Below are 13597 nucleotides of genomic sequence, written 5' to 3'. Positions count from 1 at the left end.
GGAGCCGCCATGCCGCACCACCGCCCCGCCGCACCACACCACCCCTCCGGAATCTCCCCGCGCGCCGCCCTGTCGCAGCGCCCTCCCGGCTCGATGTCCCGGCGTGCCGCTGCCCGGGTCGCCGCGGCCACCGGGCTCGCCGTGCTGTTCGGTGCCACGGCCGGTGTGAGCCGTGCCCGGGCCGCGACGCAGGTCTCGGCGCGGACCTTCGACGTGTCCGTGTCCTCGCCCGCGCTGGGCCGCAGTGCGCCGGTGCGGCTGATCCTGCCGTCGGACTTCGCCGCGCAGCCTGCTCGGACGTATCCCGTGCTGTATCTGCTGCACGGGGCGCACGACGACTACACGTCCTGGACCCGGGAGACGGACATCGAGGCCTTCACCGAGGGCCGCGAGCTGATTGTCGCGATGCCGGACGCGGGGCCCACCGGAATCCCCAGCGTCTGGCGCGAAGGGCCCGACTACGAGACCTTCCAACTCCTGGAGGTTCCGGCGCTGTTGGCCCGGGACTACCGGGCGTCCGGCGTGCGGGCGGTCGCCGGGGTGTCCACCGGCGGCTACGGCGCGATGGCGCACGCGGCCCGTCACCCGGGCGCGTTCGCCGCCGCCGCGTCCTACAGCGGCATCCTCGACACCACGGCCCCCGGAGTGCCCTCCCTGGTGGACGCCATTGTGGCCCGCGAGAACCTGGCGCCCCTCACGCTCTGGGGCAACCCCCTGTTGAACGGGCCGACTTGGCGGACCTTCAATCCGCGCGCCCAGGCCGGCGGGCTGCGCGGCACGCCGCTGTACGTGTCCAACGGCAGTGGTTTGGCCGGGGGTTCGGGCGACTGGCTGCCCGAGGCGTTGGAGAGTCTCCTGTGGCCGTCCGCGCACAGTTTCACCGGTGTCCTCGCGCTGCTCGGCATTCCGGTCACCACGCACTTCTATCCGGGCGGAGGGCACAGCTGGGCCTACTGGAAAGGGGAGTTCACCGCCTCGTGGCCGATGCTCGCCGCCGCTCTGGGGCTGCCGGAGTGATGTCGGTGCAGCCGGGGCACGGAACGGAGCGCAGGGGACGGCCGTCCAACACAGGACGTCCCCCTCGTCCCACGGGAAACGGTCCGTGGGCGAGCCGCCTCCGGGGGAAAGGAGTGTCCGTCGTGGCCGTCCCCACCCCGCGCGGAGTACCCGTCGATCCCACCACCGCCCCGGTCCCGCCCGAGCTGGCCGAACTGCTGCGCGCCCAACTGCCGCGTGTGGCCGACGAGGTGGAGGAGGAGGTCCGCAGACAGGTGCCCGAGTACGGGCTGCCGTCCGGTGCCGTCTACCGCGAGAACCTGCGGGCCGGTGTGGTGCAGGCGCTCAGCCTGTTCATCGACCACATCGCGGACCCGCGCGACCAGCGGTCCACGATGACCACGATGACCACGACGTACTACGAGATCGGCCGCGGTGTGGCCCTGGACGGCCGCAGCCTGGACGCGGTGCAGTCCGCGTTACGGGTGGGCGGGCTGCACGCCTGGCGGCTGATGGGGCGGACGGCGGAGGAACTCGGCCTGGACTCCCAAGTCGTGTCCGCGCTGGGCGAGTTGGCGTTCCGGACCGTGCACGAGGTCGCCGAGGCGGCAGCCGCCGGTTACGCGGACGCGCGGTCACGCAGCGCGGACGAGCTGGAGCGGCGGCGCGGACGGCTGCTCGATGTGCTGCTGGGCGACGGGCCGGTGTCCCCGGAGGAGGTGCAGGACCTGGCGCACGGGGCGCGGTGGCGGGTGCCTTCGCGGGTCGCCGTCATCGCGCTGGCGGGGCCCGCGGACCCGCGTGCGGAGGACCGTCCGCCGGCGATGCCCGGTGCGCTGGCCGACATGGAGTCACGGCCGCCGCGTGTGCTGGTACCGGACCCGGAGGGCTACGGCCGGTTCGGCGGGCGGTCGTTCGTCCTCGGCCTGGGCGGCCGTCCGGCAGCGATCGGGCCCACGGTCCCGGTGCCGGAGGCCGCGCGGTCGTTGCGCTGGGCCACGCGGGCGCTGGGGCTGATGGGGCGCGGGGTGCTGCCCCGGCAGGGCGTGGTGCTGTGCGCCGACCATCTGTCGACCCTGCTGCTGCACAGCGACGAGCCGCTGCTCGCGCAGTTGGAGGCCCGGGTCCTGGCACCGCTCGACGCGGCGTCCGAGGGCCAACGCGCCCGGCTGGCCGAGACGTTGTTCGCCTGGCTGCTCAGCGGCAGCAACGTCCCCGATGTCGCCGCGCGGCTCCACATCCACCCGCAGACGGTCCGCTACCGCCTGCGCCAGCTGGAGAAGCTCTTCGGCGAGTCCCTGCACGACCCGGGCACCCGCCTGGATCTGATTCTGGCGCTGCGTTCGGCGGCGTCGCGGGAGAGCGAGCGCGACTCACGGCCCGACAAAAACAGGGACGGTTTCTGAATTCCCGTCCATAACACCCGGTGAAACAACGCGAATACCTTCGAGGTGTCCTTTCCACAGGCGCGTCGCACGCGCCCCACCCTCAAAGGATTCTCATGCGTATTCGCTTGTGCCTGGCCGCGCTCTCACTGGTCGGCGGAGCCGGGCTCGCCACCCTCACCGCGCCCACGGCGTCCGCCGCCACCTGTGCGGACCTCGACGTCGTGGCGGCTCGCGGCACCTTCGAGCCGGGGACTCTCGGTCTGATCGTCGGCGATCCGGTGTTCTCCGCGCTCCAGCAGAAAATCACCGGAAAGACCCTCTCCAGCTACGCGGTGAACTATCCCGCCGACCTTTCCCTGACCTCCGCCGCCACGGGAAATCTCGATACGGTGAACCACGTCAATGCGCAGGCCGCGGCCTGCCCGAATCAGCGTTTCATTCTCGTCGGCTATTCGCAGGGCGCGAATGTCGTCGACAACTCCATGGGAATCAGCAGCGACGGCGCGGTGGTCGGCGGCCCGATCGTGGCGACCATCCCCGCCGCCGTCGAGCCGAGAATCGCCGCGGTGCTGCTGTTCGGCAACCCCATCCGCGCCCTCGGCAAGAGCGTCACCGGCACCTACCAGAGCCGCACCATCGACTTCTGCGCCACCGGTGACCCCATCTGCCAGAACGGCGGGACGGACGTACTGGCCCACCTCGGTTACACCTCCGACGCCGGTGCGGCGGCGACGTTCGCGGCGGGCAAGGTCTGAGCCGTAACAGCACTGCGGGGCCCGGGAGTTGATCCTCCCGGGCCCCTGTCGGTCTACTTGGGTGACGCGGCGAATCCGGCGAGGCTGCTGGAAACGACCTCGGGCCGGCCACTGTTCTGCACGGGCGCCGCCGTCAGGACGTCCAAGTGCTGGTATCCGGGGGCGATCACCGGGTGCAGGCCGGCCGGGACGCGGCCCGCGAGGAGCCCGTCGCCCGCGAGCACGGTGAGCGTCGGGCGGGCCGTCAACCCGCCCGGGTGGACGACGAGTTGCTTGACCTGCGGAGAGGTGGCCAGCTCGATGTCGGTGACCAGCTTGGTCGGGAAGTACTGCTCGGTGAAGTCCAACGGCTGCTGCCCCATGCTGCGGGCCAGCTCGTGGATGTCGGTGACCTCCTTGGAGGCGTTGGTGAACGGGGTGCCGTCGGCCGACCGGTACCCGGGGTCGTCCGCGGCGCCGACCCGGTCGTAGTTCCGCCAGGTGTAGAGCGGGCCGTGCGGCTGTGCCGGAATCGCCTTGTACTCGACGCCGAACAGCTGCGACTGCCCCGAACTGCCGTTGGCGGCCGGGAAGTTCTTGTCGGTGAGCGGTCCGCCGTCGAAGAGGCCCACGCTGCTCTGCAGGAACGCCAGCGGTTCGGAGTTGTCGTCCATGAGCGCCCCGAGCACGGCGTCGTTGGTGAGCCGGAAGTCCTTCACGGCGGGTGAGCCGGTGAGGAAGGTCGCGGTGTCCTTGGAGAACAGGAACCGGTTCGTGGCCTCGATGTTGACGTTGGAGGGGAGGTTGGCGGGCAGGTCCGACTCGCCGTCCGGGTCGCGTGCGGCGCCCAGGCCGGCGATGGCGAGCAGGGTCATGGTCTCGGGGTTGAGCAGCACCGGCGCGGACAGGAAACGCGACAGCACCCCGCTGTCGAGCCCCGCCTGTACGACGGCGTAACCGAGCCCGATGTCGGGCAGGTTGGTGTCGTCCGGGATGCTGCCGCTCAGGTCCGCGAGGGAGGTGGAGATCGTGGTGTCGAGGGCGAAGTACCCGGCGCACTGGTTCTGTCCGGCGTCGGCCATGGTGGCGGGGTTCCCGTCGAAGTCGGCCGCCGCGAAGTACCCGGTGATCACCCCGCCCAGCGAGTGCCCGCCGCACAGCACCTTGCTCGCACGCACTCCCTGATCGGGCAACTCGGCGACGAGCAGATCGTATTCGTCCCGCACGGTCTGTTCGATGCCGAGCTTCGCCATCCAGCCGAGCTGGTCGTTGCCGACGAACCCGGCGAAGGTCCGGCCGTCGACGGCCTTGCCTCGGTAGTAGTAGTCGACGGCTGTGTGCTGGTCGCCGGAGGCGATACCGGTGGGATCCTCAAGGCAGTTGGAGCGCCGGTCCAGGGCCCAGAACTCGAAGTGCCGTCCCTGGGCGGCGGCTTGGGCGACCGTGTCGCGGGCGACGCTGTCGAAGGCTCCGGCCCCTTCCAGGATGCCGGGCTGGGCCACGAGGATCCGGTCGGCGTCGGCCGAGGCGCGCGGCCCGTCGGCGGAGCGGTAGCGCAGATACGACAGCCAGTCGCACGCCGCCGGCCGGGCGCCGAACGACTGCGGCAACGGCACTTTCACCCGCACCACCGACTCGACCACACCGTCGGCGGGGTGCGTCGAGGCGACCGGGGTCTCGGTGCGCGCGCTCTCGCCCTGGGCCTGTGGGGCGGCCACGGTGAGCGCGCCGGCGGTCAACAGCGCCGCGAGCGCGGCACCGCGCCATGTCCTTGCCCTTGTCCGTCCTGTGCTGCGACTCGTCTTCATGGCCGGACCGTAGGGCGCACCCGCCCCCGGGATCAGCCAGTGCTCACAAGAACGCAGCGCCCGGCGAACCCCTTGTCACCGGCCCGCAGAGAACGAGCCGGTACCGGTCAGGTCGGGCGTTCCTCGGCGGTCAGGCGTCCTTGATCGTCGCGGTGACGGGCGTGCCGGTCTCCACCGTGCGGCTGACCGTGCACAGCCGGTCGTGGGAGACGGTGACCGCCCGGGGCAGGATGGCGCGGGCCCGGTCCCCGGCCTCGCCCTCCGGGAAGGTTACGGCGAAGGTGACCGCGAGGTCGGTCATCCGGTTGCCGAGGTCGTCGCTGACCTTGTTGCCGGTCACAGTGACGGTGAACCCGTCCGGCTCCGCGTGCCGGGTGGTGGCCACGTCGACGTCGGCCGCGGTGCAGCCCCCGATCGCGGCGAGCAGCAGCTCGACGGGGGTGAACTCGGTACCGCCGCCGACGGCGGTATCGAAGTCGATCGTGCCGCCGCGGGTGTTGGTCGCGGTGAAGCGACCGGGGGCGGTGCGGTCGACGGTGACGAGGCGCAGGGAGTTTTCGCTCATGCCGGAGATCCTTCCAGAGACCTCGACCGGATCGTCCGAGGCCACGGAGATCGTCCCTCGCAGCCCCCCTCAGCCGCCGGCCGACCGGGCGCGGCCGATCTCGGCCGCGACGGTGGCGTGGGACAGGTATTGCGCGATGTCGTGCGCCCGGTCCTTGGGGTTGGCGCAGAGCACGTCGCGAACCCGGTCCCAGGTGTCGCCGAGCGGACAGCCGATGGCGACGGCGTCTGCCGCCGCCCACGCGTTGAGCCACACGTCCACCTGACCGGGCCGGACCGCGCCGCGGGCGAGCAGTCGCTTGTACACGGCGTCCAGTCCTAGCGGACTACCGGCTGTCACCAACAGGGGTATCGAGGGGGTGCGACGCGACAACGCCCCGGCCCTCCTGCCGTACGCGCTGCTGGCGCGGTGCCGGGTGGAGATGTGGTCCCGCTGGCCGATGGCTCGCACGGACGCCACCGAGGCGCTGCGCTGGGCGGAGGAGTTCGGCCATCTGGCGATGACGGGGTACGCGCTGATCCAGCTCGCCCGGCTGGACGCCCTGCACGGCGACTTCGCGGACTGCCGGAAGCGGGTGGCGCAGTACGAGCGCTGGTGCGGAAGTCGGCTGCGCGGCCTGGCCCTGTTCGCTCGCGGTGCGCTCGGTACGTGCGCTTTCGCCGCCGGTGACGCCGAGGCGGCGCGTACGCATCTGGAGGCCGCGTTCGCGCTGGCCGACGAGACGGGACTGGTCAATCCGACCCTCATGCCGTGGGTGGCCGACCTCGCCGAGGCCCGGCTGCGCACGGGGGCGAGGGAAGAGACCGTGGCCGTCGCGGACTGGCTGCGGGAGCGGGACACGGCGACCGGGCTGGCGTGGCCGGCGGTCGCTCACGCCCGCTGCCGGGTGATGCTCGCGCGGTCCGCCGAGGAGGCCGCGGACTGGCTGGCCGTCGCTGAACGCGTCCATGCCGACAAGGAGATGGCCTTCGAGGCGGCGCGGACACGGCTCGTCGCGGGAGAGGTGCTGCGCCGGTTCCGGCGGCCGTCCGCGGCACGGGAGCCGCTGCTCCTCGCGCAGCGGACGTTCACCGCGCTGGACGCTGTTCCGTGGGCGGTCCGGGCCGAGGCGGAGGTCGCGGCGACCGGACACCGCTCCGCCGTCCACGGGGACGAACCGCCTCCGGTCGCCCTGCTCACGCCGCAGGAGCTCCAGGTGGCGCGTGCCATCGGCGAGGGCCTCAGCAACGTGGAGGCCGCCGCGTCGCTCTTCCTCTCCCGCAAGACGATCGAGGCCCATCTCACCCGCGTCTACCGCAAGTTGGGCGTGCGTTCCCGCTCGGACCTGGCGCGTTGCCTGGCCCGTGCCGGGGTCACCGGGTAGCGGGCCGCGGGCGTTCGGGGTGCGGCGGAGTCCGGTGCGGGCAGGACGTGCGTGCTGCCCGCACCGGCCGGTTCAGGAGACCTGCGAGGCGTCGACCAGGACGACGCGGTGGTTGTACTGGATGGTGTAGTACTGGGCCGCGCCGGTGACGTAGGTGTCGCCCGAGACGAAGAAGTCGTCGGCGCTGACCGGGGGTTGGGTGGCCACGTAGGCCTGGCCCGCCGGGAAGGTGTAGAGGGTCAGGGGCTTCTGCGTGGACGGGGACAGGCCGGACGGGTACTCGGACGCCTGCGGGTAGCCGGAGCCGTAGAGGGTCGCGGGCTGATCGCCGGAGTGGAGGATCGTGGCGTGCGGCGCGGCGCAGGTGTTGATGCCGCCGGGGTTGTAGAACCACACCTTCGCACCGCTGAACCAGATGGCGGTCCAGTCCCCGTCGACGTCGGCGACCACGAACTGCTGGCCGGCCGAGACGGTGCTGCCCCAGTCGTGGATCGAGTCGGTGCCCGCGGTCGCACCGGGGTGGATGGCCGGGTCGGCGAACAGGGGCGCGTCCGCGCCGGCGGCGGTGCGCACGGGAAGGAAGTTGGAGGGCGCGGTGCTCTCGGTGCACTCGGTGGTGGCGCCCGTGGGGTCGTCGGCCGGGCAGACCTGGACGGTCTGCTCGTTGCTCGCGAACTCCGGGCTGATGGTGACCGCCGAGCCGACCGTCGGGGCGTGCCGGGCGGCGCTGTGTGCGCGGGCCGAGCCCGCCGGGGCGACCATGTCCATGAAGGCCGTCCAGTCCCAGTACGGGCCGGGGTCCCAGTGCATGCCCCTGATGTAACTGTCCTGCGGGCCGGGCACGTTGTCGTGACCGATGATGTGCTCGCGGTCGAGCGGGATGTCGAATCTCGCGGCGAGGTACTTCACCAGATCGGCCGTCGCCTGATACTGCGTCTGCGTGTACCAGGTGGCACCGTGCGCGGCGTAGCCCTCGTGCTCGATGCCGATCGAGTGCATGTTGAACCAGTAGTTGCCGGCGTGGAACGCGATGTTCTTGGTGGGCGTCATCTGCGTCACGGCCCCGTCCGAGGCCCGCATGACGTAGTGCGCCGAGTCGCCGGAACCGGCTGTCTGGAAGGTCTTTATCGCGGCGTCGTAGGACGACTCGGTGTCGTGCAGGACGATGTACTTGATCTGCACTCCGTCGCCGGGACGGCCCGCCACCTGCCCGTTGGAGGCGGCCGCGGCGAGGAACGTGCAGTCCACCGTGGGCGGGCACTCGGTGTCGGTGTCCGTCACGGCGGCTTTCAGCTTCAGCTCGGACAGCTGCTGTGTCTCGGGGCGGACCGCGCGCTGGGCCGGGAGTCGGACGTGCTGTCCGTCGACGGTGGTGCGCGAGGCGCCCGTCGTCACGGTCTTGAAGACGCGGTCGGCGAAGAGCTGCGCGGCCTTCTTGTCCGACGACTGGCTGTACTTGGCCACCGCCCCGTACCAGTCGGCCGGGTCGGCGGATCCCTTCCCCGCCAACTGCTTCTGGTACGAGGCCAGTAGCGCGGCGCCGGCTCGGATGTTCTCGCCGTCGTCGGTGCGCAGCTTCGCCGCCGGGATGCCGGTGAGCTCGGCCGCCGCGTCGAGTGTGTGCAGGGCCGGGTCCGCCGTCAGCTCGGCGAGGTCACCGCGGCCGGCCGCGCCCGCCGCGCCCCCGGACACCATCTTGGCGGTGACGTCCGTCAGGTTCATCGGGCCGAATCCGCCCGAGGTGTTGTACTGCCCGTCGTGGTCGTCCCACTGGGACTCCTGGTACGACACGGCCAGGAGCACCGGCAGCGGTACGCCGAACTCCTTCGCGGCGTCGGCGAAGGAGGACTGCCGGTCGGCGGTGGAGGAGGGCTGGGCGGCCTGCGCCATCGACGGCAGAGCGGCGAAACAGCCCGCGGCCACGATGCCGCCGGCCAGAATCCCGGCCAGCGACTTCCGAGGGGATCTTGAACGCGAGGATTCCTGCAACGAACTTCCCTTGCACGTAGTGCCCGGATGCAGACGTACGGGGCGACGCCTGCCTTCATCGGCTCCCACAACTGGTCAGTGATGGAGCGTAGTTGACCGGAAAGCAGGAGCAGCACAGGACCAGAAACCCACTGGAACCCATGTGCCCCCCACGCTCGTCACCCACAGCGCAGAATCGCGCAAGAATTTGCGCTTCTTGCGTTCACTTGCAGTCTCGGAAGTGACGCACGCGTCACCGCCACTCTCAAGTCATGGGTGCTTCTGGTGAAAATTGTGCCGCCCAGTCTGTAGACCTGCCCATGTCACTCTGCAATATTTCGATGAAACAACGCAAAATCCTGCCTCCCGAACATGCCACCCCTGCACCACTCCGTCAGGAATGAGCCGCCCTCGCCGCCCCCACCGGCGCGCGAGCCTCCGCAGGAAGCGACCCCCCGCATGACTCGACACAAGCAGAGATCTCCCAGGCGGCGCGCAGCGACCGCCGCGCTCGCCGCCACCGTCATGGTTCTGGGCCTGCCCGCCGTCGGCGCGCACGCGGCCGGTGGCCCCAACGCCGCCGCGGACGCCAGGACTTCGGCGGGCAGCACTCATGGAAAGCACACCGCCGCGAACATCACCGACGGCGACCTCGACACCTACTGGCAGGCCGGAAAGAAGTCGGCCCAGTGGGTGCAGACCGACCTCGGAAAGAGCAAGCGCGTCCGCCAGGTCGTGCTGCGACTGCCCGAGGGCTGGCAGACCCGCAAGCAGACGTTCGCGCTCCAGGGCAGCGACGACGGCAAGAGCTTCGCCACCCTCAAGTCGTCGGCGCAGTACGTCTTCGGCCCGGCCAACGACAACACGGTGAAGGTCTCCATCCCCGCGACCCTCGCCCGGTACGTACGCGCCGACTTCAGCGCCAACTCGGTCGCCGGAACCGCCCAGTTGGCCGAGCTCCAGGTCCTCACGACCGCCGCCTCGACCCCCAACCTCGCGCAGGGCAAGCCCTTCAGCGAGAGCGGGCACGCCGATGTCTACGGCGCGGCCAACGCCGGGGACGGCAATCGCGACACCTACTGGGAGAGCACCAACAACGCCTTCCCGCAGTGGCTCCAGGTCGACCTGGGCTCATCGGTGAAGATCAACCAGGTGACGCTGCGGCTGCCCAGTGGCTGGCCGAGCCGGAGCCAGACCTTCAAGATCCAGGGCTCGACCGACAACTCGAACTTCACCGACCTGACGGCCTCGAAGGCGTACACCTTCGACAGTTCCGACGACCAGTCGACGACGATCAGTTTCGACACGACGACCACCCGGTACGTGCGTGCGCTGTTCACCGCCAACACGGGCTGGCCCGCAGGGCAGGCGTCCGAGCTGGAGGTCTACGGGCCGGTCACCGGCGACACCCAGGCGCCCACCGCCCCGACGAACCTGGCCTACACCGAGCCGGCCACCGGGCAGATCAAGCTGACGTGGAGCGCGGCCACCGACGACACCGCCGTGACGGGCTACGACGTCTACGCCAACGGGCAGTTGAGGGCGAGCGTCGCCGGGAACGTGCTGACCTACACCGACACGCAGTCCGCCGCCACCGACGTCACGTACTTCGTGCGGGCCAAGGACGCGGCGGGCAATGTCTCCGCGAACAGCAACAGCGTGACCCGCAAGGGGTCGGGCGGTGACACCCAGGCGCCCACCGCGCCGGGCAACCTCGCCTACACGCAGTCGGGCAGCGACGTGAAGCTGACCTGGCAGGCGTCGAGCGACAACGTGCAGGTGACCGGCTACGACGTGTACGCCAACGACCAGTTGCTCAAGTCCGTTGCGGGTGACGTGACTTCGTACACCGACACCCCGTCGGCGACGGCCACGGTCACCTACTACGTGAAGGCCAAGGACGCCGCCGGGAACGTGTCGGTGGCGAGCAACAGCGTCACCCGGGCAGGCAACGGCGCCGGTTCCGACCTCGCGCAGGGCAAGCCCATCGAGGCCTCCTCGTACACGTTCACCTATGTCGCCGCGAACGCCAACGACGGCCAGATCGCGACCTATTGGGAGAGCGGAGGCGGCGCATACCCAGCCACGCTCACCACCAAGCTGGGTGCCAACGCCGACCTGAGTCAGGTCGTCGTCAAGCTCAACCCGGACGCCGCCTGGTCCACGCGCACGCAGAACATCCAGGTGCTCGGCCGTGACCAGGACGCGACCGCGTTCACGAGTCTCGTCGCGGCGAAGGACTACACGTTCAACCCGGCCACCGGCAACACGGTGACCATCCCGGTCTCCGGCGCGGCGGCCGACATCCAGTTGAAGTTCGTCTCCAACACGGGCGCCCCTGGCGGGCAGGTCGCCGAGTTCCAGGTGATCGGCACCCCGGCAGCCAACCCTGACCTGAAGGTCACCGGCATCGCCAACTCGCCCGCCGCGCCTGTCGAGTCGGACGCCATCAGCCTCGCCGCGACCGTCACCAACAGCGGCAGCAAGGCGTCCAAGGTCACCGACCTGAACTTCACGCTCGGCGGCACGAAGGCCGCGACGGCCGACGTCCCGGTCCTCGCGGCCGGCGCGTCGACGACGGTCACCGCGAGCATCGGAGCCCAGGACGCGGGGAGTTACCCGCTCGGCGCCCAGGTGGACCCGTCGAACAAGGTCATCGAGCAGAACGAAGGGAACAACACCTTCACGCGCTCCGACGCCCTCGTCGTCAAGCCGGTCTCCAGCTCCGACCTGGTCGCCGCACCGGTGGCCTGGACCCCGTCCAGCCCCTCCGCGGGCGACAACGTCGCGTTCAGCGTGGCGATCAAGAACCAGGGGACGACGGACTCGGCCTCCGGCACGCACGGCGTCACGCTGACGGTCCAGGACGCGAACGGCGCCAACGTCAAGACACTCACCGGCTCCTACAGCGGCACGATCGCCTCCGGCCAGACGACTGCACCCGTGAGCCTCGGCTCGTGGACGGCGGCCAACGGCAAGTACACCGTCAAGACGGTCATCGCAGACGACGCCAACGAACTCCCGGTCAAACGGACCAACAACACCACCACACAACCCCTGTTCGTCGGCCGCGGCGCCGACATGCCGTACGACATGTACGAGGCCGAGGACGGCACGGTCGGCGGCGGCGCGACGGTCGTCGGCCCGAACCGGACCATCGGCGACATCGCGGGCGAGGCGAGCGGCCGCAAGGCGGTGACCCTCAACTCGACCGGCCAGTACGTCGAGTGGACCACCCGCGCGGCGACCAACACCCTGGTCACCCGCTTCTCGATCCCGGACGGCACCGACTCCAACCTCGACGTCTATGTGGACGGCCAGTTCCTCAAGGCGATCGACCTGACCTCCAAGTACGCCTGGCTGTACGGCAACGAGACCGCGCCCGGCAACTCGCCGAGCGCCGGAACCCAGCGCCACATCTACGACGAGGCGAACCTGCTGCTCGGCAGAACCGTCCCGGCCGGTTCCAAGATCCGTCTCCAGAAGGACGCGGCCAACACCTCCACCTACGCCGTCGACTTCATCAACCTCGAACAGGCGACGGCGATCCCGAACCCCGACCCGGCCGCCTACACGGTCCCGGCCGGCTTCGCGCAGCAGGACGTGCAGAACGCGCTCGACAAGGTCCGTATGGACACCACGGGCAAGCTCGTCGGCGTCTATCTGCCGGCCGGTGACTACGAGACCTCCAGCAAGTTCCAGGTCTACGGCAAGGCGGTCAAGGTCGTCGGAGCGGGCCCGTGGTTCACCCGCTTCCGCGCCCCCTCCTCGCAGGAGAACACCGACATCGGCTTCCGCGCCGAGGCCACGGCCAACGGCTCGACGTTCTCCGGCTTCGCCTACTTCGGCAACTACACCTCCCGAATAGACGGGCCGGGCAAGGTGTTCGACTTCTCCAACGTCTCCAACATCACCATCGACAACATCTGGGCCGAGCACATGGTGTGCCTCTACTGGGGCGCCAACACCGACAACATGACCATCTCGAACTCCCGCATCCGTGACACGTTCGCCGACGGCATCAACATGACGAACGGCTCCACGGACAACCACGTCGTCAACAACGACGCCCGCGCCACGGGCGACGACAGCTTCGCCCTCTTCTCGGCGATCGACGCGGGTGGCGCCGACGAGAAGAACAACCTCTACGAGAACCTGACGTCGACCCTCACCTGGCGTGCGGCCGGTATCGCCGTCTACGGCGGCTACAACAACACCTTCCGCAACATCCGGGTCGCCGACACCCTGGTCTACTCCGGCATCACGATCTCCTCGCTGGACTTCGGCTACCCGATGAACGGCTTCGGGACCGATCCGACGACGATCGAGAACGTCTCCCTGGACAGAACGGGAGGCCACTTCTGGGGCTCACAGGTCTTCCCCGCCATCTGGGCGTTCTCGGCCTCGAAGGTCTTCCAGGGCATCCGGGTCAACGACGTCGACATCGACAACTCCACCTACGGAGGAGTGATGTTCCAGACCAACTACGTAGGCGGACAACCGCAGTTCCCGGTGAAGGACACGATCTTCACCGACATCTCCATCACCAACTCCAAGAAGAGCGGAGACGCGTTCGACGCCAAGTCCGGGTGGGGCATCTGGGCCAACGAGCTGCCCGAACCCGGTCAGGGACCGGCCGTCGGTTCGGCCACCTTCGTCAACCTGCGGATGAGCGGCAACGCCCAGGACATCCGCAACACCACGTCCACCTTCACGATCAACGTCCAGTAGCTCCGGCCATCACCCCATGACGCGGGGCCGCCCTTCCTGACAAG

9 protein-coding genes are annotated in these 13597 nt (G+C 70.0%); 5 read left to right on the top strand and 4 right to left on the bottom strand.

The window, feature by feature from the left end; translation table 11 throughout:
• Window positions 1-93 precede the first annotated feature (93 nt).
• The 3 genes from OC490_RS38945 to OC490_RS38935 all read left to right on the top strand — a co-directional run bounded on the left by OC490_RS38945 (window position 94) and on the right by OC490_RS38935 (window position 3139).
• The gene (locus OC490_RS38945; protein WP_262062853.1) at window positions 94-1017 is read left to right on the top strand and encodes an alpha/beta hydrolase; all 924 of its coding nucleotides are present in this window, start codon (window positions 94-96) and stop codon (window positions 1015-1017) included.
• Between the two features lie 122 nt (window positions 1018-1139).
• Window positions 1140-2402, top strand: a complete 1263-nt coding sequence (locus OC490_RS38940; RefSeq protein WP_262062769.1) for a PucR family transcriptional regulator — start codon at window positions 1140-1142, stop codon at window positions 2400-2402.
• A gap of 95 nt (window positions 2403-2497) precedes the next feature.
• Window positions 2498-3139, top strand: a complete 642-nt coding sequence (locus OC490_RS38935) for a cutinase family protein (protein WP_262062768.1) — start codon at window positions 2498-2500, stop codon at window positions 3137-3139.
• Between the two features lie 53 nt (window positions 3140-3192).
• Here OC490_RS38935 and OC490_RS38930 read toward each other — a convergent pair whose 3' ends face one another.
• From OC490_RS38930 to OC490_RS38920, 3 genes are all read right to left on the bottom strand, one after another.
• Window positions 3193-4926, bottom strand: a complete 1734-nt coding sequence (locus OC490_RS38930) for a hypothetical protein (RefSeq protein WP_262062767.1) — start codon at window positions 4924-4926, stop codon at window positions 3193-3195.
• 130 nt (window positions 4927-5056) lie between these two features.
• Window positions 5057-5491 carry an OsmC family protein gene (locus tag OC490_RS38925; RefSeq protein ID WP_262062766.1) on the bottom strand — a complete coding sequence of 145 codons (435 nt, stop codon included), beginning with the start codon at window positions 5489-5491 and terminating at the stop codon, window positions 5057-5059.
• A gap of 69 nt (window positions 5492-5560) precedes the next feature.
• The gene (locus OC490_RS38920; RefSeq protein ID WP_262062765.1) at window positions 5561-5797 is read right to left on the bottom strand and encodes a hypothetical protein; all 237 of its coding nucleotides are present in this window, start codon (window positions 5795-5797) and stop codon (window positions 5561-5563) included.
• Window positions 5798-5849: 52 nt separating this feature from the next.
• Between OC490_RS38920 and OC490_RS38915 the strand changes: the two genes are divergently transcribed.
• Complete coding sequence (locus OC490_RS38915; RefSeq protein WP_262062764.1) at window positions 5850-6854, top strand: helix-turn-helix transcriptional regulator; 1005 nt, start codon at window positions 5850-5852, stop codon at window positions 6852-6854.
• Window positions 6855-6926: 72 nt separating this feature from the next.
• On the opposite strand, the gene OC490_RS38910 is transcribed toward OC490_RS38915, so the two are convergent.
• Window positions 6927-8744, bottom strand: coding sequence for a peptidoglycan recognition family protein (locus OC490_RS38910; RefSeq protein ID WP_262062852.1), 1818 nt, complete (start codon window positions 8742-8744; stop codon window positions 6927-6929).
• A gap of 537 nt (window positions 8745-9281) precedes the next feature.
• Here OC490_RS38910 and OC490_RS38905 point away from each other — a divergent pair.
• Complete coding sequence (locus OC490_RS38905) at window positions 9282-13553, top strand: discoidin domain-containing protein (protein WP_262062763.1); 4272 nt, start codon at window positions 9282-9284, stop codon at window positions 13551-13553.
• The last annotated feature ends 44 nt before the right edge of the window (window positions 13554-13597 follow it).

It is taken from the genome of Streptomyces sp. STR69 (genome assembly GCF_024519455.1).
Lineage (GTDB): Bacteria > Actinomycetota > Actinomycetes > Streptomycetales > Streptomycetaceae > Streptomyces.
This window is presented reverse-complemented; position numbering and strand designations above follow the sequence as displayed.

What these genes read in the sequence shown, in the direction of transcription:
- OC490_RS38945 (WP_262062853.1), top strand. Translation starts at nt 94, where the DNA reads ATGTCCCGGCGTGCCGCTGCCCGGGTCGCCGCGGCCACCGGGCTCGCC.
- OC490_RS38935 (WP_262062768.1), top strand. Translation starts at nt 2,498, where the DNA reads ATGCGTATTCGCTTGTGCCTGGCCGCGCTCTCACTGGTCGGCGGAGCC.
- OC490_RS38930 (WP_262062767.1), bottom strand. Translation starts at nt 4,926, where the DNA reads ATGAAGACGAGTCGCAGCACAGGACGGACAAGGGCAAGGACATGGCGC.
- OC490_RS38925 (WP_262062766.1), bottom strand. Translation starts at nt 5,491, where the DNA reads ATGAGCGAAAACTCCCTGCGCCTCGTCACCGTCGACCGCACCGCCCCC.
- OC490_RS38910 (WP_262062852.1), bottom strand. Translation starts at nt 8,744, where the DNA reads ATGGCGCAGGCCGCCCAGCCCTCCTCCACCGCCGACCGGCAGTCCTCC.
- OC490_RS38905 (WP_262062763.1), top strand. Translation starts at nt 9,282, where the DNA reads ATGACTCGACACAAGCAGAGATCTCCCAGGCGGCGCGCAGCGACCGCC.